Origin of the sequence: Brevibacillus sp. WF146, from assembly GCF_001673705.2 — a bacterium.
GTDB lineage: Bacteria > Bacillota > Bacilli > Brevibacillales > Brevibacillaceae > Brevibacillus > Brevibacillus thermoruber.
Map to the genome: position 1 here is coordinate 1,678,320 of NZ_CP109943.1, position 24,265 is coordinate 1,702,584.

Below are 24,265 nucleotides of genomic sequence, written 5' to 3' on the forward strand. Positions count from 1 at the left end.
GATGCTGGAATTTGATATGGATATGGAATCCTTTGCGCGAATTAAAGTGATTGGTTGCGGCGGTGGCGGAAGCAACGCGGTGAACCGCATGATTGCCGGCGGCGTCAAAGGAGTGGAATTCATCACCCTGAACACGGACGCGCAAGCTCTTCAACTGTCCAGCGCCGAGATCAAGCTGCAGATCGGGGAGAAGCTGACGCGCGGTCTGGGTGCCGGGGCCAACCCGGAAATCGGCAAGAAAGCAGCGGAAGAGAGCCGCGAAATGATCGAGAACGCCCTGCGCGGCGCGGACATGGTGTTCGTGACGGCAGGGATGGGCGGCGGTACCGGTACCGGCGCCGCTCCCGTGGTCGCTGAAATCGCCAAGGAACTGGGCGCATTGACCGTAGGCGTGGTCACCCGTCCCTTCTCGTTTGAAGGGCGCAAGCGCGCCATGCAGGGGGAAATGGGCATTGCCGCACTGAAGGAAAAAGTGGACACGCTGATCGTGATCCCGAACGACCGTCTGCTGGAAATCGTGGATAAAAACACGCCCATGCTGGAAGCGTTCCGCGAGGCGGACAACATCCTGCGCCAGGGCGTGCAGGGCATATCCGACCTGATTGCGGTGCCGGGCCTGATCAACCTGGACTTCGCTGACGTGAAGACGATCATGACCGAACGCGGCTCCGCCCTGATGGGCATCGGGGTGGGCAGCGGAGAAAACCGTGCGGCCGAGGCAGCTCGCCGTGCCATTTCCAGCCCGCTGCTGGAAACGTCCATCGACGGCGCTCGCGGCGTGCTGATGAACATTACGGGCGGTACCAATCTCAGCCTGTACGAGGTGAACGAAGCCGCCGACATCGTGTCGTCCGCTGCCGATCCGGACGTCAACATGATCTTCGGTGCCGTCATCAACGAGGACTTGAAGAACGAGATTGTGGTGACGGTCATCGCCACCGGTTTTGAAGACAACCAAAAACAGGCGTCAGCAGCCCGTCGTACCCAGCAGCCGATCGCGACCAACCGTCCGACGCCGATCTCCAATGCCAATACGGGCCGCAGCAAGGAAGAGGAAGAAGAAAAATCGTTCTTCTCCATGAGCAATCTGGACAACCTGGACATCCCGGCGTTTCTGCGCAACCGCCGTCGCAACAAAAAATAGGGAAAGACAGAAAAAAACCTTGTTCCGCAAGAGGAACAAGGTTTTTTTCGAATTTCTGCGGCGGGACAGCGGGACGGGTCAGCGGTAGCTTTCGCTGGTGTGTCAGCGGTAGCTTTCGCTGGTGTGTCAGCGGTAGCCTTCGCTGGTGCGGCCCCGGTAGGAATGAATATGCCGGTCGTTGAGCGTCGTGTCGCCCGCGAATGTGTGATAATGGCCGCCGCCGGGAAGCGAAATGGGCGGACCGGTCCATCCGCGGAAATAGTGAACGTGGCCGTCGTCAAACGAGGTGACGCCTTCGTAGTAGTGGACGTGACCCCGCCCCGTCCCCCGGTAGGGACCCGACGTCCGTCCCTGCACCTGGTGGCGGTGCCCGTTGTTGAAACTGGTTCGGGTCGAATAGGCATGAATGTGTTCCGGAGTGTCCGCGAAGCGGATGAAATCGATGGAGTGGGAGTGCCCTTTTTGCCGTTTTTGTCGCAAGGGAATACCGCCTTTCGTGAAAATGCCGTTTCCTACATCACATGCGGGCCGGGGGAAAACGGCAACGGTAGATGCCTACCGCATCATGCCAAATCCCGGGAACGTGCGGAACCTCGTCCCAGGGAATGTTCGTTGGGCGACCGGAATGCCGTTTATCAACAGAATATTGCAACAATGGAAGCTGTCCGGATTTACAATTGACATCGATAATCATTATCAAATAAACTGATCTTGTACCTTCCAGTTTTGACCATCGCAAGGATGTCGTCACGGAAGTGCGCGTCTTTGTCAGGGATACCCACGCGCTGCCGGCCACGGCCAACGCTGCACGCTGCTGTCCGCGGCGGGGCAGAAACGCCGTCGCATGTCCGGCACGCCAATCCATTTCATCAATCAATCAGGAGGGGCTTCATGGAAAAAGTGATAGAGCTTCTGCACCAACGGATGCGTGAGCACCGGCAAAGCGACCGGCCGCTTTGCGCGTTCGTGTACGATCTGGAACACCTGCGCCGTCATGCCGCCCGGCGGATCGATTCGCTCCCGCCGTCGTGCCGGCTGTTTTACGCTGTCAAGGCCAACTCCAGCCGTCCGATCCTGGAGGCCCTGGCTGGCATCGTCCACGGCTTTGAAGTGGCCTCCTTGGGGGAGATTGAAAAAGTGAGGGCGGTTGATCCGGACATCCCGATCATTTTCGGCGGTCCCGGCAAGACCCGCGAGGAGATTGAGGGGGCGATGCGCCACAACGTCAGCCTGATCCATGTGGAAAGCGAGCATGAGCTGCACAAGGTGGCCCACATCGCCGCCGCACGCGGCATCCAAATGCCCGTGCTGCTGCGGGTGAACCTGCGCGGTCCGCTGCCGCAGGCGACGCTGGCGATGGCCGGCCGTCCCACGCAGTTCGGCATTGACGAGGCCAGGCTGCCGGATGTGATCCGGATCGCCCGGCAGTACGAGTCCGTTCGGATCGAAGGGTTTCACCTCCATTCGATCTCCAACAACCTGGACCACGGACAGCATCTCCACCTGATTGGCACCTATCTCGACCGGCTGACGGGCTGGATCGAGCAGTTCGGTTTGACCGTCACCTGCCTGAATGTCGGCGGCGGCATCGGCGTCAACTATGCCGACCTGGGAAGGCAGTTTCGCTGGAACGACTTTGCCGCCCGCCTCGGCCCCCTGCTCGCGGCCAAGTGTCCGCCCGGCGTCACCGTCGTATTCGAGTGCGGCCGATACCTGACCGCCTCCTGCGGCTACTACGCCGCCGAGGTGATCGACCTCAAGGAAAATCACGGTAAAAAGTATGCCGTCATCCGCGGCGGCACCCATCACTTCCGCCTGCCGGCCTCCTGGCAGCACAGTCATCCGTTCCGGATCATCCCCCGGGAAGAGTGGGCGTATCCCTATCCCCGCACGGAATGGACCGATGCGGCGATCAGCGTCGTCGGCCAGTTGTGCACGCCCAAAGACGTGCTGGCCCAAGACGTCTCCGTCCCCCGCGTGCGGGTCGGCGACATCGTCCTGTTCCTGTACGCCGGAGCCTACGGGTGGGCCATTTCCCACCACGACTTTCTCAGCCATCCCCATCCGGAGCATCTGTACATCGGGGAGGACGGCCAGGCATTCGCGTATGGAGGTGCCAGCCGCGCAGAACGTCTTGGGTAAACGGGAGCGGACGGAGCCGGCTGCCGGTGCGGAAGGGAAAGGCTTCGCGCCCGGCGGCGGTCCGGTTCGCGCTCGGCTCCGTCCCGGGCGGTGTACAAACTGCGTAGGGCAGCAGGAGGGAGAAAATATGCGGCGACAGGTTTCCCTGTGCCGTGTATCTTCTTTTTTTGCCGCCCCAATGATATAATGACAGACGGACTCGACGTACGTCCCATCGAATCGTGTTCCGGCAGCGGGTGCTTGCTAACCCTTTGTTTCCCGGCGGATGCAAAGGGTTTTTTCGCTTTGCGGCAGGCTGTCAGAAGGTTTTCATACATACGGAAAGGAAGAGTGAACGATGAAACGATCCCTGTGGCTCGTAATGGGTGCGCTGGTAATGGCGCTGCTTGGCGGCTGCGGCGGCAGCGGACAAACCGCGGGCGGCCCGGAGCAGGTGCCCACGCCGGCGGCGGCCGGCACAGAACAGAAGTCCGGCCAGACAACTTCTCCAGGCGCCAAACAGACGAGCTATCCCCTCACCGTGAAGGATGCGACCGGGACCGCCCATACCTTTGCCAAGGCCCCGGAGCGGATTGTCTCCACGTCCCCGGCCGAAACGGAAATCTTGTTTGCCCTGGGGCTTGGCGACCGCGTGGTGGCCGTCTCTGACTACGACGATTACCCTGAGGAAGCCAAAGCCAAGCCGAAAGTGGGGGGCGTGGTCAACCCCAACGAGGAGGCGATCATCGCCCAGCGGCCGGACCTGGTGATTACGGGCATTTCCATGCAGGACCAGGTGGCGGAAAAGCTGCGCTCGCTTGGCCTGGTCGTCTGGAAGACCAACCCCCGCACGACGGCGGACATCATGAACAACATCCTGCTGATCGGGCAGATTACCAACCGGCAGGAACAGGCGGAGGCGGTGGTCGCGCGGATGAAGGAAGACATCCAGCGGGTGAAAAACGCCGTGCAGGACGTCAAGCCGAACGAGCGGAAAAAGGTGTACGTCGAATTCGCGCCCGGCTGGACCGTCGGAAAGGGCGAATTCATGGACGAGCTGATCACGCTGGCGGGAGGCGTCAACATCGCCGCCGACATGGAAGGCTGGAATCCGATCAGCGAGGAGAAGGTGCTGAAAGAAGACCCGGACGTGATTCTGTACGCGAGCGGCGTGACGGATGAGAAAAGCGGCCAGACCCTGGAGCAGATCATCCGCAAGCGGAGCGGTTGGGACAAGATGAAGGCCGTTCGCGATCAGCGGGTCGTCGGCGTTGACCAGAATCTGCTGTCCCGCCCGGGCCCCCGGATTACCCAGGGGCTGTATGAGGTGGCCAAAGCGATTTACCCGGATCGGGTGAAATGATGAGAACGCGATTGTTTCTGTGGGGAGGAGCAGGCTGCCTGCTCCTTTTCCTGTCGGTCGTGGTCAGCTTGTCGCTGGGAGCGGCCCAACTGCCCCTCGCGCAGGTCTGGGCCATCCTGCTTCATCAGCTTCCGGTGATCGGCCAGCATGTCCCCGTCGATTGGCCGGCGTCGTCCGAGCAGATCGTGATGAAAGTGCGTTTTCCCCGGATCATGCTGGCTGTTCTCGTCGGGGCCTGTCTGTCGCTGGCCGGCGCCGGTTTTCAGGGCGTTCTGCGCAATCCTTTGGCCGATCCCTACACGCTGGGAGTCGCTTCGGGGTCTGCCGTCGGCGCCGCTTTCCTCATCCTGTTCGGCTACCAGTTTGTCCTGCTCGGCCAATGGACCGTTCCGATCGCCGCTTTTTTGACCGGCATGGGCAGTCTGTGGGCGGTCCTCCGGCTGGCCAACACGAACGGCACGTTTCACGTCGAAACCCTGCTGCTGTCGGGCGTCGTCATCCAGGCGTTCCTGGGGTCGCTGGTCTCGTTCATGGTCTCGCTCTCCGACCAGGTGGTGAACGAGATCGTCTTCTGGCTGATGGGCAGCCTGGCGTACCGGGGATGGGCGTTTTCGTCCGTGCTGGTTCCCTACCTCTGTGGCGGACTGGTCGTGCTGGCCGCTTACAGCCGGACGTTAAACCTGTTTGCGCTGGGCGAACGGCAGGCCGCTCACCTGGGGGTTCATGTGGAACGGACGAAACTGGTGGTCTTGTGCGTGTCCGCTTTGCTGACCGCCGCTGCCGTCTCCATCGCCGGGGTCGTCGGCTTTGTCGGATTGGTGGTGCCCCATCTGGTTCGCCTGCTGGCGGGGCCGGACTACCGCCTGCTGCTGCCGTTGTCGGTGATTTACGGTGGCGCGTATGTGCTGTGGGCGGACACGCTGGCACGAACGATCCTGGCCCCGACGGAGATTCCGCTTGGGGTGGTCACCGCCTTTCTGGGCGCGCCGTTCTTTGCCTATCTGCTGAAGAAAAACAAACGGCTGGCGAGGAGGTAGACGGATGGTACGGGTCGACGGAGTGGGAAAGGCGTACGACGGCATTCCGATCCTGCACAACGTTCATTTTTCGGTGGAAAGCGGAGAATGTTTCGGCATCATCGGCCCCAACGGCAGCGGGAAATCCACCTTGTTGAAGCTCTTGTCCGGCGTTGAATCCCCCGATGCGGGGCACATCTGGCTGGACGGCCGGCCGATCGAAGCGCACTCGCGCAAGGAGCGGGCCCGCCGGATTGCCGTGCTGCAGCAGGAGCCCCTGCCGGCCGTCGGCTTTACGGTCAGGGACGTGGTGGAAATGGGCCGGTTTCCGTTTCAGAATTGGCTCGGGGAAGAGCGGGAGGATGCCGCCCAGTTGATTGACGCAATCATCCAGATGCTCGGATTGAGCGACCTGCAGCACCGCACGCTGGAATGGCTGAGCGGGGGAGAGAAGCAGCGGGTGGCCTTGGCCAAGGCGATGGCCCAGCAGCCCCGGCTTCTGCTCCTGGACGAGCCGACGACGTACCTGGACATCGGCTATCAGGTGCAGCTCATGGATATGGTCCGCGCCTGGCAGCGAAAGGAGGGCGTGACCGTGATCGCCGTCCTGCACGATTTGAATCTGGCGTCGCTGTACTGCGACCGGCTCCTCCTGCTGCAAAAGGGGCGGCCGTGCCGGATCGGAACCCCGCGGGAGATTGTGCGCGCCGATGTGATTCGGGAAGTGTACGGCACCCAGCCGATCGTAATTGATCACCCGGTGCGCCAATCGCCGCAAATCCTGCTGCAATCGGGAAGCGAATAGCGGCTCATCGCGGGCGTGTCCGAAACAAGAGGAGGGATCGTCATGATCGTGCTGGTTACAGGCGGCGCGCGGAGCGGCAAGAGCACGTTTGCGGAAGCGTACGCCGCCCGTCTCGGTTCACAAGGGGTGTACATCGCCACTTCCCCCGTTTTTGACGAGGAACTGCGGGAGAGGGTACGCCGCCATCGTCAGCGCCGCGAGCGGTCGCCGTTTTCGTGGGAGACGTTTGAGATCCCGTACGACCTCGCCGGCTTTTTGCGCCGGCTCTCCTCCGAACCGGCGATCGGCTCGGGCGAGCGCGTGGTTCTGGTCGACTGCCTGACGCTCTGGCTCTCCAATTGGCTGCTGAGACATGAGCGGCAGCAGCCGATGGAGCACACGCTGGAAAAGGTGGACGAACTGGTGGAAGCGCTGCGGTCGTTTCCGGGAACGATCATCCTGGTCTCCAACGAGGTGGGGTACGGCATCGTTCCCGACAATCCGCTCGGCAGGATGTTCCGGGATGCGGCCGGTATCATGAATCATCGGGTGGCGGAAGCGAGCGACCAGGTGTTTCTGGTGACGGCGGGCATTCCGGTGGAGCTGAAATCGCGCGCCTTTCGCCTGTGACGATTGAAACGAAAAAAGGGGCTGTCGTGCGTATCGTAGCGACAGCCCTTTCCGTTTGCTTTCGGTCATGCGCCCCGTCCGTAACCGCCCACAGCCCGCTTGGTCTCTTCTACAAAAAATCCGAAAAAACACGGTCAAGAATTGACAGACTTTACATACACATTGATATATACTGTCTTTGCCGGGCGGGGGTGAAGGCAGAGTGATCGTCTATCTCGATATCATTCTACTCCTGAATATGGCCATTGATACCTTGCTGCTCTGGTTTACGGCCTATTTTCGCAAAGAGCGGGTAATATGGTGGAGGATCCTGCTGGCTTCTCTGTTCGGGTCGATGTACCTGGTGTTTTTCTTTCTCCCTTCCTTCGCCTCGATGTACCAGTGGACCGTCAAGCTGCTGTTTTCCGTCCTCATGCTGTGGATCGCGTTTGGCAATCGAAGACTGCGCGCCTTCCTGCAAAATCTCGCCATTTTCTACTTCGTGGCCTTCATCTTCGGCGGCGGGGTGTTTGGCCTGCAGTATTTCCTCGCCTCGCACAACGAGATCCTGAACGGATTGGTGTCCCTCCACAGCGACGGATTCGGCGTCGGGTTCAAGCCGACGCTGGGCGTTCTTGCCGTGGGGTTTTCCCTCGTCTGCGTCCTCAGCCGGAAGAGCTACCATGCCGTTCAGGAGCCGCGACGGATCGAGGCGTTCCTCGCCGAGGTGACGGTGACGATCGCAGGGGAACGCGTCGTCTGCCGCGGACTGGTGGACACCGGCAACCAGCTCCACGAGCCGATTACCCGCCAGCCGGTGATGATTGTGGAGAGCGAACGGGTTGCCCATATCCTGCCGGCTTCGCTTCGCCAGCGGATCGCCGGCGGCACGACGGCATGGGAAAACCTGGACGGCCTCTTCGAGCAGGTGCCCGCGGAATGGCAGCCGCGGCTGCGGCTGATTCCCTACCGCAGCGTGTCCCGGGGGATGGATGTTCTGCTCGCCGTCAAGCCGGACGAAGTGATCATCGTGCAAAACGGCGCCCGCTACTGTACCAGGAAAGTGCTGATCGGTCTCAATCCGATCCCGTTGGCCGCCGACGGCCGGTATCAAGCCATCGTGCACCCCGCCATCATACAAGATGACCAAAACCTTACTCCCTTACGCGAACAGGAGGGCTAGTATGTATGTGAAACTTCGCCTACAACTCCAATTGCTCTGGTACCGTTTCCTGCTGTGGATTGGTGCACGCGCCGAAGAGATCTACTACATCGGGGGAAGTGAAGCCCTGCCGCCGCCGCTGACCAGAGAAGAAGAAGAGATTCTCCTGAGCCGGCTGCCGTCCGGCGATCCCGCCGTGCGCAGCATGCTGATCGAGCGCAACCTGCGGCTTGTCGTGTACATCGCCCGCAAGTTCGAGAACACGGGGATCAACATCGAGGATCTGGTCAGCATTGGGACGATCGGCTTGATCAAGGCGGTCAACACGTTTGATCCGGAGAAAAACATCAAGCTGGCCACCTACGCTTCCCGCTGTATCGAAAACGAAATTCTCATGTACCTCAGGCGGAACAACAAGATCCGCTCGGAAGTGTCGTTCGACGAACCGCTCAACATCGACTGGGACGGCAACGAACTGCTGCTCTCCGACGTGTTGGGGACGGATAATGACACCATTTACAAGAATATCGAAGACCAGGTGGACCGCAAGCTGCTGAAAAAAGCGCTGGATAAGCTGACGGAGAGGGAGCGCATCATCATGGAACTGCGCTTCGGATTGGCGGGCGAAGAAGAGAAGACGCAAAAGGACGTCGCCGATCTGTTGGGCATCTCCCAGTCGTACATTTCCCGCCTGGAAAAGCGAATTATAAAACGGTTGCGAAAAGAGTTCAACAAAATGGTGTAGCGCATATTTTCCCAGTCGAAGGAGATACTGTTCCTAAACCGTGCCAGACAGTGGCAGTGCCACTTGCTCGTACTACCGCCTTCACACGGCTCCGCTCTCGCCGGAAGCTCGGCCATCGCCGAGTTTTCTTTCATCCGGCCATGCGTCGGTACGCGGCCTTTCAAGACAACCGGGTTGGGAACTTTCTTGCTTCGAGGAGGGAAAGACGTGACGCGCAACAAGGTAGAGATTTGTGGGGTGGACACCTCTAAGCTTCCGGTGCTTACCAACAAAGAGATGAGGGACCTGTTCGAACGCCTGCAGAGCGGCGAACTGGCAGCGCGGGAGAAGCTGGTCAACGGAAACCTGCGGCTGGTGCTGAGCGTAATCCAGCGCTTCAACAACCGGGGCGAGTACGTGGATGACCTGTTTCAGGTGGGCTGCATCGGACTGATGAAGGCCATCGACAACTTTGACCTCGGTCAAAACGTGAAGTTTTCCACGTACGCCGTGCCGATGATCATCGGGGAGATTCGCCGCTATCTGCGGGACAACAACCCGATCCGCGTGTCGCGGTCCCTGCGGGATATCGCCTACAAAGCGCTTCAGGTGCGGGACAATCTGACCAACAAGCACTCGCGGGAACCCACCATCACCGAGATTTCCCAGGAACTGAACGTGCCCAAGGAAGACGTCGTGTTCGCGCTGGACGCCATTCAGGACCCGGTCTCGCTGTTTGAACCGATCTATCAGGACGGCGGCGATCCCATCTACGTGATGGACCAGATCAGCGACGAGAAAAACAAGGATGCCACCTGGGTGGAAGAGATCGCCCTGCGCGAGGGCATGCAGCGGCTGGGCGAACGGGAGAAGATGATTCTCTCGATGCGCTTCTACGAAGGAAAGACGCAGATGGAGGTGGCCGAGGAGATCGGCATTTCCCAGGCGCAGGTCTCCCGGCTGGAAAAAGCGGCCATCGCCCACATGCAAAAACACGTGCAATCGTAACGCTCATCATATGCCGCCTCCGTGCCAACAGCGACGGAGGTTTTTGTTTGCTGTTTATTTACGCTTCGGATTAATGCAGATAACATGCGGGATGGGCTGATGGAACGTTCCCCGCAATTTGTGCCGCAGGGGTGCCGTGATTTCGAAAGGCATTTCGCTTTGGAGCGAAACCAATTGGTATTCCCCGGAAAATGACAGGATCAGGTACGTCAAGTGCCGATCGATTCTGATCTGCTCCAGACGAGTCTCAAATGACGAAAGCTTCGCAAATTCCTCCTCAACGACAAAAAAAGCATTCACCTCTGTCAGCGCGGCCAACTGATACCCTTTCGACCGGGCGACTCTCACCAGCGCGGCCACCGAACATCCGGTGTGGTTGTCGTAATCGGGGTAGATGTCGATATGAGCCGGCATGGTCGGATTGTATTCACAGATGATCACACGCGGTCTGAGGGTGGTCAGGCTTTGAAAAATGTAGTAGTCGTTCCCGTCAATGTCAATCGACAGCAGGTCGATTGGTTCCGTGATGCCCCGTCGGTGCAAAATGGTTTCCAAATGGTTGTCTTCGTCGATCCCGACCTTTGCCAGGATCGGCACGCACGAATAGTTTCTCACATTGTCCAACAGCGCAAGAAACTTGTTTTGTTCCTCTTCAATCAATACGCCTTTCCAGTCTTTTGTCCATAAGGCGGCCGTATTGGACAGAAAGAAGCCGTCCCACGCGCCAAATTCCACGCATACTTTTGACGTGGTGCCGATGATCTCGAAAATCTTTTCAATAATGCCATCCTCGCCAAATTGGGAATGAATGGTTTTGCGAAAATCAAGCAATCTGGGTTTCCGGGTCGTGTCGCCTGTATCCACCGCCGAGAACCTCCATTGCATGGCCAACCTCTCACCCTTATGTATGGCAAAGAAAAGTGTGTGTCCGCAATTGACCAAGCTGATCGGCCAGTATGGCGCCGCAAACGACTTGCCGTGACGCCGGTCCAATCTTTCTCCGCTTTTTCACGGGGCATATTTGTCTGCCCGGTCATATACTTGAACTAACGGAGAAAAAGTGGGTGAGGAAAATGGTCAAGATCTCGGACTTCCAAACCAAAGAAGTGGTGAACATATTGGACGGCAAGCGGCTGGGGCAGATATCCGACCTGGAGATAGACCTACGCCACGGGCGGGTGGAGGCGATTGTCGTCCCCGGACCGGGCAAATTCCTCGGGTTCTTTTCAGCGGGCAACGACTACGTGATTCCCTGGCGCAACATCATCAAGATCGGCAAGGACGTCGTTCTGGTTCGCCTGGAGGAGTCGCTGCGGGTAGAGGCGAAAACCAGCGGGGAAGACGAATACCGGGCGTAAGAAAGGCGAGAGAGAGCCTTTCTTTTCTTTTGGGCTGTGGTATCATAAGCCATATAAGGAAGGTGACAACATGAACGAACCGTTTGTTGGCAGAGAGGGCGGCGCGCTGCTTCATCTGCGGGAGTGGGAAGAGCGCTTTCCCGGCTTGGCGGCCGGGTTTACCCTCAGGACCGGGGGTGTGAGCGAAGGGCCGTACCACTCTTTTAACATGGGCCTGCACGTGGGGGACGACCCGGAACACGTGGTGGCCAACCGGCGCAAGCTGGCGGCGGAGCTGGGCATGCCGTTTGAAGCCTGGACGTGCGCGGACCAGGTGCACGGCAGTCGGGTATGCCAGGTGACGTCCCAATCCAAAGGTGCGGGCAGGGAGAGCCTGGACGACGTGATACCGGCGACGGACGGCCTGCATACGGATCAGCCGGGCGTGCTGCTCACGTCCTTTTATGCCGACTGCGTGCCGCTGTTTTTCCTCGATCCGGCGTCGCGGGCGATCGGCTTGGCCCACGCCGGCTGGAAGGGGACGGTGGCGCGTATTGCCGAGGAAATGGTGCGGGCGTTTCAGCGTCACTACGGCAGCAGGGCGGAGGAGCTGCTGGTGGCGATCGGTCCTGCCATCGGCGGCTGCTGCTACGAAGTGGACGAACGAATCATGGAACGGGTGCGGACGGCGGCTGCTCGCTGGGAAGCGGCCGTGATTCCCCGGGAAAACGGCCGGTACATGCTGGATCTGCCCCGTCTGAACGAGGAAATTTTGGCGGAATGCGGCGTCGCGCCAGAGTGTGTGCTGCGTACGGGATGGTGTACAAGCTGCCGGACCGACCTGTTTTTCTCCCACCGGAAAGAGGCGGGGAAAACGGGACGGATGGCGTCGTTTATCGGGTGGAGAGAGTCTGAAAAGGAGCTGTGAACGAATCGTGACGAGAGAGAGGGAAATGCTGAAAGAGAGGCTGGCAGCCGTCGAAGAGCGCATCGCGGCCGCCTGCGCCCGGGCCAACCGGAAGCGGGAAGAGGTGAAAGTCATCGCCGTCACCAAGTACGTCGACGCCGACACGATCGGCGATTTGTTGGCCATCGGGGTGGAGCACATCGGGGAAAACCGCGTGCAGGATGCGCTGCCCAAGTTCGAGCGCTACGGCCACCTGGGGACGTGGCACTTCATCGGCCATCTGCAGACCAACAAGGTAAAAGACGTTGTAGGGAAGTTTCCGTTCATCCACTCGCTGGACAGGTTGTCGCTCGCCCGGGAGCTGAACAAGCGCGGCGAAGCGCTGAACCGTGTCGTTTCCTGTTTTCTGCAGCTCAATATCTCCGGAGAAGAGACAAAATTTGGGCTTAGTCCCAATGACGTATTGGCTTTCTTGCAGGAAACCAGTAATATGAAACATATAAAGATCGTCGGATTAATGACCATGGCGCCTTTTGTCGATAATCCGGAAGAGGCGCGTCCCGTTTTCCGCGGCCTGCGGGAATGGAAAGAACGGATCAACGAATGGAACTTTCCGCACGCCGCAATCGAAGAGCTGTCGATGGGCATGTCCAACGATTTTGAAGTGGCGATTGAAGAAGGAGCGACATATGTCCGGCTTGGGTCGGTCCTGGTTAAGCCGGAATGACCGAAACGCCGCACGAGAGGAGGATGGCCATGGGCGTAATGAACAAGATCATGGGGTTCCTGGGATTGGAAAACGAAGAGTACATTGAAGAGACACTGGAAGAGGAGCGCGAAGAGCAGGAGCGGGAGTCTTTCACCAAACGGCAGCCGGCGCCTCGCGCCAACAACGTGGTGCCGTTTCAGGCGCGGGAAAAGGAGGGCATTCGGTTGATTCTATGTGAACCACGGCATTACAGCGACGCGCAGGACATCGCTGACAACCTCCGTCACCGCCGGCCGGTCGTCGTCAACCTGCAGCGGGTGGACAAGGAACAGGCCAAGCGCATCGTCGACTTTTTGAGCGGAACGGTGTACGCGCTGAACGGAGACATTCAAAAGGTAGGCGACTACATCTTTGTCTGCACGCCGGATCACGTCGACATCCAGGGTACGATCTCCAGTGTCGTCGAAGAGTAAGAGAACTCAGCAAAAAGGGTGAGTGAATGACAACGGCCATATTTACCATCGTGTATTACGCTTTTACCGTCTATCAATTCATGGTCATTGCCTACGTCCTCATGTCGTGGGTGCCGCAGATGCGGGAAACGCCCATCGGCCAACTGCTGGAGCGGTTGGTGGAGCCGTTTCTGGCGCCGTTTCGCCGCTTTATCCCGCCGCTCGGCTTTATCGACATCTCGCCGATCGTGGCGCTGATCGCGCTCAACTTCGCCCACAGGGGTCTCAATGCGATCCTGCAGCAACTGCTGCTGTGAGGTGCGTGACAGCATGAGCGTGTTTGATCATTTTCGAAAAGAGGAACGTCCCTTTGCGGAACGGGCGCTGGAGATGCTGACGCTGACAGAGCGGAAGCAGGCCATGCGCCTTACTGATTTTCTGGACCCGAGGCAGCTTGCGATCATGCAGAGCCTCACCTCGCAGGTGCGTGACGTCTCCGTTTCGGCCAGCGGGGGCTACGACGGAGCGGAGCGGGTGCGCGTGCTGCTCCATCCCGATTACCTCGTGCCCGAGCCGGAGGACTACCGCCTGGCCCTGCTGCGGATTGCCGCCGACCAGCGCTTCCGGACACTGGAGCACCGGGATGTGATGGGAGCGCTCCTGAACGTGGGGCTGAAGCGGGAGAAGTTCGGCGACATGATCGTGGCCGAGGAGGCGATCCATGTCGTCATCGCGGAAGAAGTGGCCGATTTCGTCTGTTCCCAGGTGACGCATATTCACCGGACGCCGGTCCAATTCGAGCGGATTGATTGGGAGTCGTTTCAGCCGCCCGCTCCCCGGTTTGCGGAAAAGACAGTCACTGTTCCGTCGCCGCGCGTCGACGCGGTCGTCGGCGAGGTGTACAACCTGTCGCGGGCAAAGGCGCTGGTGCCGATCCGGGCGGGCAAGCTGAAGGTCAACTGGAAAGTGGTGGACGACCCGTCGCATCTGCTGGAGCCGGGCGACATGGTGTCGCTGGCCGGATTCGGACGGTTCAAGCTGCTGGACGTGACCGGTCCGACACGGAGTGGACGGCTGCGCATGATCGTCGGGCTACTCACCTGAGAGCAGGCTCAATAATTTTGCAAAATCCGGCAGGAAATGCGGCTCTGCCTGTCGAAGAGAATGGGTACGACTACCGGGAAAAGTGGGGGGTTCATGTGCCTTTAACGCCATTGGACATACACAATAAGGAATTCAGCACGGGTTTTCGCGGATACAACATTGACGAAGTGAACGAGTTCCTCGATCAGGTGATCAAGGACTTCGAACTCCTGATAAAGGAAAAAAAGGAACTGGAAGAGCGCGTCGCCATGCTGAACGAGCGGGTGGAGCACTACAAGAGCCTGGAGGAGAACCTGAGCAAATCCATCCTCGTGGCCCAGGAAACGGCCGAGGATGTCAAGTCCAACGCCCGCAAGGAAGCGCAGTTGATCCTGAAGGAAGCGGAGAAAAACGCCGATCGGATCGTCAACGAAGCCCTGGCGAAATCCCGCAAGATCGCAATTGAAATCGAAGAGTTGAAAAAGCGCGCCTCCGTCTATCGGATGCGCTTCCGCACCCTGCTCGAAGCCCAGTTGGAGATGCTGGAAAACGGGGCGTGGGACGATCTCGAGCAGGCTGATTCCACGACGTCCGCCCTGTTGGCGGAATAAACCGTTGACGTTCAGGCCATGATGGTACTATAATATTTGCAAACTTTTCATCACTGTACCAACGATGAACGGGAAGAGTACGTGACCAAGCGCTGCCCAGAGAGCCGGGGAGAGGTGAAAGCCCGGCCAGCTGCCGTCGCCGAAAATCACCCGGGAGTTCACAACTGAAAGCCTGCTACCGACGTCACGTCCGGCGGGCGAGTAAGGGAGCGCGTCATTCCCGTTACGAATGAAACGAGTGGAGCGGAGCAGCGACTGCCGGCTTGCGGCAGGATGCGTTCCGTTCAATCAGGGTGGTACCACGGGAGCCTTCTCTCGTCCCTTTTGGGATGAGGGAAGGCTTTTATTTTGATACCAAGTAGGAGTGAAAACAGGCCATGGATTACAGCAAAACGTTATCGCTGCCGAAAACCGACTTCCCCATGCGCGGCAACCTGCCGACCCGCGAACCGCAGATACAGGCCCGCTGGGATGAGCAGGAGATTTACCGGAAAGTGCAGGAGCGGACAAAAGGACGTCCCGCATTCATTCTGCATGACGGTCCTCCGTACGCCAACGGAAACATTCACATCGGCCACGCGCTGAACAAAATCCTCAAGGACTTCATCGTCCGCTACAAGTCGATGGCCGGTTTCTGCGCGCCGTACGTGCCCGGCTGGGATACCCACGGGCTGCCGATCGAGCAGGCGATCATCAACGCCGAGGGGCTGGACCGCCGCAACATTGAGGTAAACGACTTCCGCAAACGCTGTGAAGCGTACGCCTGGTCCTACATCGAAAAGCAGCGGGATCAGTTCAAGCGGCTCGGCGTCCGCGGCGACTGGGAAAATCCGTACGTGACGCTGAAACCGGAGTATGAAGCGCGGCAGATCCGCATCTTCGGCGAGATGGCGAAAAAAGGCTACATCTACAAAGGGCTGCGCTGCGTCTACTGGTCCCCGTCGTCTGAGACGGCTTTGGCGGACGCGGAAATCGAATACAAGGACAAGCGCTCGCCGTCCATTTACGTCAGCTTCCAGGTGACCGACGGCAAGGGCAAACTGGACACGGACACCGGCGTTGTCATCTGGACCACCACACCGTGGACGATTCCGGCCAACCTGGCCATCTCGATTCACCCGGAACTGGAGTACAACGTGGTGAAGGCGGACGGCCGCAAATTCCTGCTGGCGAGCGGTCTGCTGGAAGCAGCGTCCAAGGAGATCGGCTGGGGGAACGTGGAAGTGCTGGCTGCCTTCAAGGGGAGCGAACTGGAAGGCGTCGTGACCAAGCACCCGTTTTACGATCGTCCGTCCCCGCTGATCCTGGGCGAACACGTCACCCTGGACGCCGGTACGGGCTGCGTCCACACCGCTCCGGGTCACGGGGAAGACGACTTCAACGTCGGCCAGAAATACGGTCTCGGCGTGCTCTGTCCGGTTGACCACGAGGGCAAGATGACCGCCGAAGCGCCGGGCTTCGAAGGCATGTTCTACGAGGACGCCAACAAGGCGGTTACACAAAAGCTGGAAGAAGCGGGAGCGCTCTTGAAGCTGGGCTTCATCACCCACTCCTACCCGCACGACTGGCGGACGAAAAAGCCGGTCATCTACCGGGCGACCGAGCAGTGGTTTGCATCGATCGACGGCTTCCGCGAACAGATGCTGGAAGCGATCAAAAACGTGCAGTGGCTTCCGCACTGGGGCGAAACGCGCCTGGCCAACATGGTGGCCGACCGCGGCGACTGGTGCATCTCCCGTCAGCGCGTCTGGGGCGTGCCAATTCCGATCTTCTACTGCAAATCCTGCAACGAGCCGGTGATCAACGACACGACGATCGACCACATCGCGGAGCTGTTCCGCAAAGAGGGCTCTTCCGTCTGGTTTGCCCGGGAAGCGAGCGAACTGGTGCCGCCGGGCCTGACTTGCGAAAAGTGCGGCTGCACGGAGTTCCGCAAAGAGACGGACATCATGGACGTGTGGTTCGACTCCGGCTCCAGCCACGAAGCGGTGCTGAGAGAGCGGGAAGAGCTGAAATGGCCGGCTGACCTCTACCTGGAAGGCTCGGACCAGTACCGCGGCTGGTTCAACTCGTCGCTCTCCACGTCGGTGGCCGTTTACGGGACGGCGCCGTACAAGGCGGTGCTGAGCCACGGCTTCGCCCTCGACGGCGAAGGACGCAAAATGTCCAAGTCGCTCGGCAACGTCATCGTGCCGCAAGAGGTGATCGACAAGCTGGGGGCGGACATCCTGCGCCTGTGGGTAGCGTCCGTGGACTACCAGGCGGACGTGCGGATTTCCGACGCGATCCTCAACCAGATCGCCGAAGTGTACCGCAAGATCCGCAACACGTTCCGCTTCCTGTTGGGCAACCTGAACGGCTTCGATCCGGCGAAGGACCGCGTCCCGTACGAGCAGCTGGGCGAATTGGACCGCTACGTGCTGGCCAAGGCGGCGCAGGTGGTCAAACGGGTGCGCAAGGCGTACGACGACTATCAATTCCACACGGTGTTCCACGCCGTTCACAACTTCTGCGTCATTGACCTGTCCGCCTTTTATCTGGACATCTGCAAAGACCGGCTCTATGTGGAAGCGCCCGACAGCATCAAGCGCCGCGCCGCGCAGACCGTCATGTATGACTGCCTGTTGAACCTGGTGAAGCTGGTGGCGCCGATCCTGCCGCACACCGCAGACGAAGTGTGGAGCTACATCCCGGGCGTGGCCGAGGAAAGCGTGCAGCTGACCGACATGCCGGAGGCAAACGAACAGCATCTCGGCTTCGCGGCAGACATGGAGAGCAAGTGGGACGCGTTCCTGGCGGTGCGCGACGAAGTGCTGAAAGCGATGGAAGAAGCACGCCGCAACAAAGTGTTCGGCAACTCCGTCGACGCCAAGCTGGCGCTCTATCCGCAAACGGAAGAGGTGGCACGCGTCTTGTCCGCCATGGATGACCTGGCCGACCTGTTCATCGTCGCCCATGTGGATCTGCATCCGCACGGTGCCAGCGTGCCGGCCGAAGCGGCTGCGCTGGAAGGCATCGCGGTCGTCGTCGCTCCCGCTGACGGTGTCAAGTGCGAACGCTGCCGCGTGGTGAAGCAGGACGTCGGAGCGGACAGCGCCCATCCGACCCTCTGCAAGCGCTGCGCGACAATTGTACACGAACACTACGCCCACGTGGCGGAATAACTTCATCCGACAAGCTGTACGGCCCTGCCTGTGCCCCTGTGGTGAGGCAGGGCTGTTTTTTTGTCTGCCGGGTCCCTCCAAAAAGGCGGCCAACCGCTGCCGGTACTGCCGAGGGGCAGGCGAGGGTTATTTTCACTGTCCGCAAGACATACTACCCATCAAGGAAATCAAACAGAGGAGGGTGGCATGCGTGGACAAGGAGAAGCTGGCTGGATTCAGGGAGCGGCTGCTGCAGGAAAAGCGGGAGCTGGAGGAGCGGGTGCAGGCCCACTACGGCATGCGGGAGCAGATGGCGACATCCCTGCAGGAGTTTTCCATGTACGACAATCACCCGGCCGACATTGGCAGCGAGCTGTTTGAGCGCGAAAAAGACCTCGCGCTGGACAGTCTGGACCGGGAGACGCTAAAGGAGATCGACCAGGCGCTCACCCGCATGGACGAAGGGACGTACGGGCGCTGCACCGTCTGCGGGCAGCCCATCCCGGAAGAGCGGCTGGAGGCACTGCCCCACGCCCAAACCTGCAAGGAACACGCGCCGGCGCCCAACATCAACGAGTCCCGTCCGATCGAGGAGGAGTTTTTGCAGCCGCCGTTTGGCCGCACCTCGCTGGACGAAAAGGAAGGGCAGAACGGCTTCGACGGAGAGGACGCCTGGCAGATTGTTGAGGCGTGGGGAACGTCAAGCACGCCGTTTTCCTATGTGGACAACGACAAGACCGACTACAAGGAGATGTACGTGGAGAGCGACGAGGCGGACGGGTCCGTCGAGGCCGTCGAGCAGATCGGCTACACGGACATGGACGGCTACCACGGTCCGGAAAGCGTCAATTTCATGCGCAGCGGCACCTATGAGGAGTACATGCGCAAAGGGGAAGGAAAGGGCATGTTCCTTGATTACGAAGCGTATCTGCGGGAGCGGGCGGAGCGCGAAGGACGCGACGACCTGTTGTGAGGAGCACATGAGATGCAGATCGAACGCGTGGAGACCTACCCGCTGCTCTATCGGCTGGCGCAGCCGTACGGCGACGCCAACGGCTGCAAGAAGTACCGCACTTGTTACTTGATCCGCATCATCACGACCTCCGGGGCCGACGGATGGGGAGAAGCGGTGGACTGGCTGCCGACGCTGGACAAGGGATTTCGCGAGCGAATCGTTCCGTACCTCATGGGCAAACGGGTGACGGACCGCCTGCGCCTGGTGGAGGTCATCGGCAAATGGCATCAACGCTCCGCGGCGGCGGTCAGCATGGCCCTGACCGAGATCGCTGCCAAACTGGCCGGCTTGTCCGTCTGCGAGCTGTGGGGAGGGGCGTACCACACCAGCATCCCGGTTTACGCGTCCTTTCAATCCTACAGCGAGCGGCCGGATTGGGCGGAGCATTCCGTCCGGCTGGTGGAACAACAGGTGCAGGCCGGATTTCGCCGCATCAAGGTGAAAATCGGGGGCCGTTCCTGGCAGGAAGACCGCCGTCACATCGAGCGGCTGATGGCGTCGCTGCCGGCAGACGTCCAGGTGGCGGTAGACGCCAACCAAAGCTACGATCTGGCCGCCGCCCGGCAGTGGGAACAGGTCTTTTCCCGTCATAAGAACTGGATGTGGCTGGAAGAACCAATGCCGATGGAACGGACGGAGGAGTACGCCAAATTGCGGCAGGCGCTGTCGATTCCGCTGGCCGGCGGAGAAAACCTGATCCACTGCCACCAGTATTTGCCGCTGTTGAAACAGGGAGCGGTCGACATCATCCAGCCCGATCCGATGCATGCCGACGGAGTGGACGGCTTTCGCTTCAATTTGCAGGTGGGGCGGCAGTTCGGGCACCGCGTCTCTCCGCACGTGTTTGACGGATCGCTGGCTCGTCTGTACGCGATATACGCGCAGGCGTGTCTTCCGGCGTGGAGCAAAATGGATGCCGACCCCATCGAACCGGTGGAGTGGGACGTCATGGAAAATCCGTTTACCCGTCTGTTTCCCGTCACCCCGGTCAACGGACAGGTGGCCCTGCCCGGGGGAGCGGGCATCGGCGTCGAGCCGGATTGGCAGATTATCAATGTGTTGCGCTGGGATGGCAGCGCATACGCGTGACGCGAGGGAGTACGGTATGGCACAGAACACGAAAAACCTGATGGGACTGGCGGGCATCCCGCTGGTCATGGTGTTGGGAAACTCGATGCTGATCCCCGTCCTGCCCACGATGAAAGCCAAGCTGCAACTGACGGGCCTGCAGACGAGCCTGTTGATTACCGCGTTTTCCATCGCGGCGGGCGTCGTGATTCCGCTGGCGGGCTATCTGTCCGACCGGTTTGGACGCAAAATTGTCGTGATCCTGTCCCTGATCCTGTACGGGGCGGGCGGTCTTTTGGCCGGATTGGCGGCGCTCTGGTGGGACAAGCCGTACGGGATCATCATGATCGGGCGGGTCCTGCAGGGCATCGGCGCCGCCGGTACCGCCCCGATTGCGATGGCGATGGTGGGCGACCTGTTTAACGGGGCGGCGGAGAGCCGGGCGCTGGGCTTGATGGAGACATCCAACGGTTTGGGCAAGGTGCTCAGTCCGGTTTTGGGCGCGCTTTTGGCCATGTTTTCCTGGTACATGGTGTTTCTGGCGTTTCCGGTCATCTGCGGAGCGGTCCTGCTGTTGTTTTGGTTCTGTACCCGGGAAAACAGGCAGCAGAAACAGCCGATGCAGGTCAGCCAGTACCTGCAGTCCATCGGGCAGGTGTTCCGGCAGCACGGACGCTGGCTGGTGCCGGCGTTCTTCATCGGCAGCATCTGCCTGTTCACGCTGTTTGGCGTGCTCTTTTACCTGTCCGACCTGCTGGAGGAGACGTACAAGATCGACGGTGTGCTAAAGGGCGGCTTCCTGGCCATTCCGCTGCTGGTGATGAGCATCGTCGCGTACGTGACCGGCCTGATCATCAAGAAAAAGCTGCGCGTGATGCGCCTGTTCGTGATCAGCGGGATGTTCCTGCTGGCCGCCTCCTACGTGATCGCCAGTTTTGTGCAGGGGGTGTACCTCCTGATCGGGGTGCTGGTGATCGGCAGCGCCGGAACGGGCATGATCCTTCCCTGTCTCAACAGCATGATCGTCGGGGCAGTGAAAAAGGCGGAGAGGGGCATGATCACGTCGCTCTACAGCGGTGTCCGGTTTATCGGCGTGGCTGTGGGACCGCCGGTGTTTACCTGGCTCCTGGGCATTTCCCGCAGCGTGATGTTTTACTCCATAGCCGGTTTGACCGCTTTGTTTGCGGTGGTCGCGCTGTTCTTCCTGAAACCGCAGCAGGATTCCCGGGAGGCTTCCGGCCAACGGGCGCAAGCGGAGAACGAGCAGGCAAAGGAGACGGAAGCGATGCGGCAGGCGGCGGAAATCCTCGGAATCCAGGCGGAGAGCGACGAGGAGAGACGGCGATCGGAGGCGGTGCGCAGGATGGGGTTTGATCCGAACGAGCTGGTCAACCGTCTGTTGGGAGAGAAAAAGGAAAAAGGAAAAAGCTGAAACAGGCATCGCCCACGAGCGGGGGGATGCCTGTCACGTTGCGGCAAACGGATGGCGGCTTGCCCGCTCCAGCGCGAGCGGGTACACATCGTCGTACAGATAGCGGCTGAAGCGGGGATCATCCCGTACCTGGAGAGGTGTCTCTTCGAACAACACCCGCTCCGCCACGTCCGCCCCGGGCGGCTCAGCCTCCAGGTTCAGCACGCGGGCGACGTAAATATCCTTGACCAGATCGTGGTTGACGGTGTATTGGCCGATGCGTTCGATTCCCTCCAGCGTGGCACCGGTTTCCTCGTAGGTTTCCCGGACGGCGGCGGCCAGACTGGATTCGCCCGGCTCCACCTTGCCCCCGGGCAGCTCGATGCCCCTTGTGCGGTGGCGGGTAAAAACCAGCCGGCCTTTCCAAAACGGTAAGACCAGTACATGCCGGGCGCGCCGTTTCCGGTAGACGGCCGGGTCAAACGTAAGCGTCACCGGCAGGCCAAAGTTATCGACGAACGAGTACATGATCACGGCTCCTTTTGCTCGGATGGTAACCCGACGCGATCGGTTACGGCGACGGGACCTGAAGCGAAATGTGCTTGACCGCCTTCATCGCTTGGCCGACGGCGAGGGACAGGCTGGCGTAGGCGGCGCCGTTGGCGACGTCTCCGATGGCGTAGACCCAGTCGGCTCCGACCTGCTGGTTGACGTCAGCCTGCAGATACCCGCCTTCCAAGGCAGGCAGTTGTCCCAGCCCGTCGATGTTTCCCCGCACGCCGATTCGCGGCAGGACCCAATCGACGACGAGCGTTTGGGGTGTACCGGGGCGGGGGGAATCCAGGGTTAGCACGGCTTTGCCGTTTTGCTCCTGGCAGCCGCTCACCACTGTCTCCCACAGCACGTGGAGCGAAGGGTGAGGGTGGAGGCGCTCCACCCACTGCGGACGGGCCCGCAGCCGATCGCTGCGGACGAGGAGGTAGAGGCTGCGGACGTGGGGCAGGAGGTTGCAGGCGCTTTCCACTGCCCGGTCGCCGCCCCCGATCACCGCCACATCCTGGCCGGCGACGGCGGTTCCCTGCGAGGTGGTGGAGAACCACGGCGGCAGCACCCGCGAACAGCCGGCGAGGGCGGGAATCCGGTTGGGGCGCACTCCCGTCGCGATGATCAGGTAGTCGGCCCGGTACACCGCCTTGTCGGTATGGACCAGGTGCTCGTCGAGATCGACCGACCGAAGCGCTTCCCCCAGGCGGGGGCGGAGTGCGCGAATCGATCGATGGGCGAGCAGTTCGTCCAGCAAAGCCGCGCCGTCCGGGTAGACGCGCGGCGGAAAGTCCCAAATTTGGTTGTGGATGTCCGAAAGCTGCCCGCCGAGCCGATCTCCTTTTTCCACCAGGACACAGGACAATCCGAGCCGTTCACACCAGATGGCGGCGGACAACCCGGCGATGCCGCCGCCTGCGATCAGCACCTGTACGCGTTCCACACTCAGCCCCTCCGCTTCCCGTAAACGTTCCGGTTTCTTTTTGGATAGTTTTAGACTACCGTTTTCCTGTGGTGAGCGCAAGTGCGTTCTGGAGGGCGGGAATGATCAGAAACAATCCGTAGGCGAATGCCATCCAGACGGTAAAGGCCAGTACCTGATCCCGGTTCATCCCGGGAAAAAACAGCGGGTGAAATGAAAGGGAAACGCTGTCCAGCATCAAGCCGACAGCTGATCCGATCAGGGCGAACCGCAGCAGAGCGCGGGGCGAACGGTCAATCTTTCGGTACAACAAGCCGATCAGGTAGAGGCCGATGCCAGTGGCCCCCTCCAACCCGATGAAGATTACGGGAAACCGCTCATCGTGTACGCTCGTCAGGATAAGATGCCCAAACCAACGAAAGAACATCGTCACAGCCGCCCAGACGATCAGGCCAGCCGCTGTCGGAATCGCAATCGCGCGGAGGGAGAGGTTCATGCCGACGCCCCTCCTTGCGGCAGAAGCTGGCGGCGAATCAGTTTTTCCAGGTCGGCATAGGCACGTTCCACGTCAAACGTGGGAGAAAGAAGTGCCTGCAGCGCCAGTCCGTCGATCAGAGCGTTCATCAACAGCGCCCAGCTCTCTGCTGAGATGTCTCCCAACTGTTCGGCGTGCCAATGGCGGCGGATCTGACTGGCAAGCGCGTCGTTTTCCTCCTGAAGCAGGCGGCTCAGTTCCGCCCGCAGTTTCTCCTGGTGAAAGCCGGCGGCGACAAGTGAAAAAAACAGCCGATGGTACAACGATTCATGCGAGCAGCGGCTTTTCGCCGAATCGAGCGCAGCCTCCAGGAACCCGTCCGCCGTATCGGCGTCCGTCTCCAGGTGCTGCCAGGATCGCTGGCACATCTCCTGCACCAACTCCAGGAGAAGCTGTTCTTTGCTCCGAAAATGGTAGTAGACAGTGCCCGGCGTGACGTTGGCCCCTTCTGCAACCGCTTTAAGCGTCAGCGCCTGCAGACCTTGCCGGGAGACGCATTGCTGCGCAGAACGCAGCAGTTCCTGTTTGGACACGACATTGGGTTTGGCCATGGAATCATCCTCGCTTCATTTATTAGTTATCTATATAACTAACTCGT

The 24,265-nt window shown here is 60.1% G+C and carries 26 protein-coding genes and 1 other annotated feature; of the genes, 20 read left to right on the forward strand and 6 right to left on the reverse strand.

The window, feature by feature from the left end:
• Position 1: 1 nt before the first annotated feature.
• On the forward strand, positions 2–1,144 hold the full coding sequence (ftsZ, locus tag A6764_RS08270; protein WP_029099960.1) for a cell division protein FtsZ: 1,143 nt from the start codon (positions 2–4) through the stop codon (positions 1,142–1,144).
• A 126-nt stretch (positions 1,145–1,270) separates the two neighbouring features.
• Here the strand turns inward: ftsZ and A6764_RS08275 are convergent, their stop codons facing one another.
• Positions 1,271–1,624 (reverse strand): YmaF family protein, encoded by a 354-nt coding sequence (locus tag A6764_RS08275; protein ID WP_081656567.1) that lies wholly within the window; start codon positions 1,622–1,624, stop codon positions 1,271–1,273.
• A gap of 411 nt (positions 1,625–2,035) precedes the next feature.
• On the opposite strand from A6764_RS08275, the gene A6764_RS08280 reads away from it, so the two are divergent.
• The 8 genes from A6764_RS08280 (at position 2,036) to sigG (ending at position 9,931) form a co-directional block, all read left to right on the forward strand.
• Positions 2,036–3,286 (forward strand): type III PLP-dependent enzyme, encoded by a 1,251-nt coding sequence (locus A6764_RS08280; RefSeq protein ID WP_051188241.1) that lies wholly within the window; start codon positions 2,036–2,038, stop codon positions 3,284–3,286.
• Positions 3,287–3,623: 337 nt separating this feature from the next.
• Complete coding sequence (locus tag A6764_RS08285; protein ID WP_065066840.1) at positions 3,624–4,628, forward strand: ABC transporter substrate-binding protein; 1,005 nt, start codon at positions 3,624–3,626, stop codon at positions 4,626–4,628.
• Positions 4,628–5,665, forward strand: coding sequence for a FecCD family ABC transporter permease (locus A6764_RS08290; protein WP_065066839.1), 1,038 nt, complete (start codon positions 4,628–4,630; stop codon positions 5,663–5,665). Before A6764_RS08285 ends, A6764_RS08290 begins: the two co-directional genes overlap by 1 nt.
• A gap of 4 nt (positions 5,666–5,669) precedes the next feature.
• Complete coding sequence (locus A6764_RS08295) at positions 5,670–6,449, forward strand: ABC transporter ATP-binding protein (protein WP_065066838.1); 780 nt, start codon at positions 5,670–5,672, stop codon at positions 6,447–6,449.
• A 42-nt stretch (positions 6,450–6,491) separates the two neighbouring features.
• Positions 6,492–7,058, forward strand: a complete 567-nt coding sequence (gene cobU, locus A6764_RS08300; protein ID WP_065066837.1) for a bifunctional adenosylcobinamide kinase/adenosylcobinamide-phosphate guanylyltransferase — start codon at positions 6,492–6,494, stop codon at positions 7,056–7,058.
• A 202-nt stretch (positions 7,059–7,260) separates the two neighbouring features.
• Complete coding sequence (spoIIGA, locus tag A6764_RS08305) at positions 7,261–8,220, forward strand: sigma-E processing peptidase SpoIIGA (RefSeq protein WP_065066836.1); 960 nt, start codon at positions 7,261–7,263, stop codon at positions 8,218–8,220.
• A gap of 1 nt (position 8,221) precedes the next feature.
• Positions 8,222–8,944 carry an RNA polymerase sporulation sigma factor SigE gene (sigE, locus tag A6764_RS08310; RefSeq protein ID WP_029099967.1) on the forward strand — a complete coding sequence of 241 codons (723 nt, stop codon included), beginning with the start codon at positions 8,222–8,224 and terminating at the stop codon, positions 8,942–8,944.
• A 207-nt stretch (positions 8,945–9,151) separates the two neighbouring features.
• The gene (gene sigG, locus A6764_RS08315) at positions 9,152–9,931 is read left to right on the forward strand and encodes an RNA polymerase sporulation sigma factor SigG (protein WP_029099968.1); all 780 of its coding nucleotides are present in this window, start codon (positions 9,152–9,154) and stop codon (positions 9,929–9,931) included.
• A gap of 54 nt (positions 9,932–9,985) precedes the next feature.
• On the opposite strand, the gene A6764_RS08320 is transcribed toward sigG, so the two are convergent.
• Positions 9,986–10,924 (reverse strand): FkbM family methyltransferase, encoded by a 939-nt coding sequence (locus A6764_RS08320; RefSeq protein ID WP_141669637.1) that lies wholly within the window; start codon positions 10,922–10,924, stop codon positions 9,986–9,988.
• An 80-nt stretch (positions 10,925–11,004) separates the two neighbouring features.
• Between A6764_RS08320 and A6764_RS08325 the strand changes: the two genes are divergently transcribed.
• The 11 genes from A6764_RS08325 to A6764_RS08375 all read left to right on the forward strand — a co-directional run bounded on the left by A6764_RS08325 (position 11,005) and on the right by A6764_RS08375 (position 21,688).
• Entirely contained in the window at positions 11,005–11,289 is a 285-nt protein-coding gene (locus A6764_RS08325; RefSeq protein ID WP_029099969.1) for a YlmC/YmxH family sporulation protein, read from the forward strand.
• A gap of 70 nt (positions 11,290–11,359) precedes the next feature.
• Positions 11,360–12,196: a peptidoglycan editing factor PgeF gene (pgeF, locus tag A6764_RS08330; protein WP_065066834.1), complete on the forward strand. Its 837-nt coding sequence runs from the start codon at positions 11,360–11,362 to the stop codon at positions 12,194–12,196.
• A 7-nt stretch (positions 12,197–12,203) separates the two neighbouring features.
• Positions 12,204–12,902, forward strand: coding sequence for a YggS family pyridoxal phosphate-dependent enzyme (locus tag A6764_RS08335; protein WP_065066833.1), 699 nt, complete (start codon positions 12,204–12,206; stop codon positions 12,900–12,902).
• Positions 12,903–12,931: 29 nt separating this feature from the next.
• Positions 12,932–13,357, forward strand: coding sequence for a cell division protein SepF (locus A6764_RS08340; RefSeq protein WP_065066832.1), 426 nt, complete (start codon positions 12,932–12,934; stop codon positions 13,355–13,357).
• A gap of 26 nt (positions 13,358–13,383) precedes the next feature.
• Positions 13,384–13,653, forward strand: coding sequence for a YggT family protein (locus A6764_RS08345; RefSeq protein WP_029099973.1), 270 nt, complete (start codon positions 13,384–13,386; stop codon positions 13,651–13,653).
• Positions 13,654–13,666: 13 nt separating this feature from the next.
• The gene (locus A6764_RS08350; protein ID WP_065066831.1) at positions 13,667–14,440 is read left to right on the forward strand and encodes a YlmH family RNA-binding protein; all 774 of its coding nucleotides are present in this window, start codon (positions 13,667–13,669) and stop codon (positions 14,438–14,440) included.
• Positions 14,441–14,535: 95 nt separating this feature from the next.
• Positions 14,536–15,030, forward strand: a complete 495-nt coding sequence (locus A6764_RS08355; RefSeq protein WP_029099975.1) for a DivIVA domain-containing protein — start codon at positions 14,536–14,538, stop codon at positions 15,028–15,030.
• Positions 15,031–15,085: 55 nt separating this feature from the next.
• Positions 15,086–15,356, forward strand: a binding site (T-box leader).
• A gap of 51 nt (positions 15,357–15,407) precedes the next feature.
• Positions 15,408–18,194 carry an isoleucine--tRNA ligase gene (gene ileS / locus A6764_RS08360; protein WP_065066830.1) on the forward strand — a complete coding sequence of 929 codons (2,787 nt, stop codon included), beginning with the start codon at positions 15,408–15,410 and terminating at the stop codon, positions 18,192–18,194.
• A gap of 190 nt (positions 18,195–18,384) precedes the next feature.
• On the forward strand, positions 18,385–19,146 hold the full coding sequence (locus A6764_RS08365; RefSeq protein WP_029099977.1) for a TraR/DksA C4-type zinc finger protein: 762 nt from the start codon (positions 18,385–18,387) through the stop codon (positions 19,144–19,146).
• A gap of 12 nt (positions 19,147–19,158) precedes the next feature.
• Complete coding sequence (locus A6764_RS08370; RefSeq protein WP_065066829.1) at positions 19,159–20,277, forward strand: mandelate racemase/muconate lactonizing enzyme family protein; 1,119 nt, start codon at positions 19,159–19,161, stop codon at positions 20,275–20,277.
• A 16-nt stretch (positions 20,278–20,293) separates the two neighbouring features.
• Positions 20,294–21,688, forward strand: coding sequence for an MFS transporter (locus A6764_RS08375; protein ID WP_065066828.1), 1,395 nt, complete (start codon positions 20,294–20,296; stop codon positions 21,686–21,688).
• Positions 21,689–21,721: 33 nt separating this feature from the next.
• Here A6764_RS08375 and A6764_RS08380 read toward each other — a convergent pair whose 3' ends face one another.
• The 4 genes from A6764_RS08380 to A6764_RS08395 are packed head-to-tail and all read right to left on the reverse strand — an operon-like array spanning position 21,722 to position 24,218.
• Complete coding sequence (locus A6764_RS08380; RefSeq protein WP_065066827.1) at positions 21,722–22,195, reverse strand: NUDIX domain-containing protein; 474 nt, start codon at positions 22,193–22,195, stop codon at positions 21,722–21,724.
• Between the two features lie 43 nt (positions 22,196–22,238).
• Positions 22,239–23,153: an NAD(P)/FAD-dependent oxidoreductase gene (locus A6764_RS08385; RefSeq protein ID WP_264622478.1), complete on the reverse strand. Its 915-nt coding sequence runs from the start codon at positions 23,151–23,153 to the stop codon at positions 22,239–22,241.
• A 55-nt stretch (positions 23,154–23,208) separates the two neighbouring features.
• Entirely contained in the window at positions 23,209–23,628 is a 420-nt protein-coding gene (locus A6764_RS08390) for a hypothetical protein (protein WP_044899416.1), read from the reverse strand.
• A complete protein-coding gene (locus A6764_RS08395) occupies positions 23,625–24,218 on the reverse strand; it encodes a TetR/AcrR family transcriptional regulator (RefSeq protein WP_065066826.1) in 594 nt (197 codons plus the stop codon). The genes A6764_RS08390 and A6764_RS08395 overlap by 4 nt, the downstream gene beginning before the upstream one ends.
• Between the last annotated feature and the right edge of the window lie 47 nt (positions 24,219–24,265).

Excerpts from the sequence above, each read along its gene's own strand:
- cobU (WP_065066837.1), top strand. The coding sequence starts at position 6,492 with ATGATCGTGCTGGTTACAGGCGGCGCGCGGAGCGGCAAGAGCACGTTT.
- A6764_RS08325 (WP_029099969.1), top strand. The coding sequence starts at position 11,005 with ATGGTCAAGATCTCGGACTTCCAAACCAAAGAAGTGGTGAACATATTG.
- pgeF (WP_065066834.1), top strand. The coding sequence starts at position 11,360 with ATGAACGAACCGTTTGTTGGCAGAGAGGGCGGCGCGCTGCTTCATCTG.
- A6764_RS08345 (WP_029099973.1), top strand. The coding sequence starts at position 13,384 with ATGACAACGGCCATATTTACCATCGTGTATTACGCTTTTACCGTCTAT.
- A6764_RS08280 (WP_051188241.1), top strand. The coding sequence starts at position 2,036 with ATGGAAAAAGTGATAGAGCTTCTGCACCAACGGATGCGTGAGCACCGG.
- A6764_RS08340 (WP_065066832.1), top strand. The coding sequence starts at position 12,932 with ATGGGCGTAATGAACAAGATCATGGGGTTCCTGGGATTGGAAAACGAA.
- ileS (WP_065066830.1), top strand. The coding sequence starts at position 15,408 with ATGGATTACAGCAAAACGTTATCGCTGCCGAAAACCGACTTCCCCATG.
- sigE (WP_029099967.1), top strand. The coding sequence starts at position 8,222 with ATGTATGTGAAACTTCGCCTACAACTCCAATTGCTCTGGTACCGTTTC.
- A6764_RS08295 (WP_065066838.1), top strand. The coding sequence starts at position 5,670 with ATGGTACGGGTCGACGGAGTGGGAAAGGCGTACGACGGCATTCCGATC.
- A6764_RS08290 (WP_065066839.1), top strand. The coding sequence starts at position 4,628 with ATGAGAACGCGATTGTTTCTGTGGGGAGGAGCAGGCTGCCTGCTCCTT.
- A6764_RS08375 (WP_065066828.1), top strand. The coding sequence starts at position 20,294 with ATGGCACAGAACACGAAAAACCTGATGGGACTGGCGGGCATCCCGCTG.
- A6764_RS08380 (WP_065066827.1), bottom strand. The coding sequence starts at position 22,195 with ATGTACTCGTTCGTCGATAACTTTGGCCTGCCGGTGACGCTTACGTTT.
- ftsZ (WP_029099960.1), top strand. The coding sequence starts at position 2 with ATGCTGGAATTTGATATGGATATGGAATCCTTTGCGCGAATTAAAGTG.
- A6764_RS08390 (WP_044899416.1), bottom strand. The coding sequence starts at position 23,628 with ATGAACCTCTCCCTCCGCGCGATTGCGATTCCGACAGCGGCTGGCCTG.
- A6764_RS08370 (WP_065066829.1), top strand. The coding sequence starts at position 19,159 with ATGCAGATCGAACGCGTGGAGACCTACCCGCTGCTCTATCGGCTGGCG.
- A6764_RS08350 (WP_065066831.1), top strand. The coding sequence starts at position 13,667 with ATGAGCGTGTTTGATCATTTTCGAAAAGAGGAACGTCCCTTTGCGGAA.
- A6764_RS08395 (WP_065066826.1), bottom strand. The coding sequence starts at position 24,218 with ATGGCCAAACCCAATGTCGTGTCCAAACAGGAACTGCTGCGTTCTGCG.
- A6764_RS08285 (WP_065066840.1), top strand. The coding sequence starts at position 3,624 with ATGAAACGATCCCTGTGGCTCGTAATGGGTGCGCTGGTAATGGCGCTG.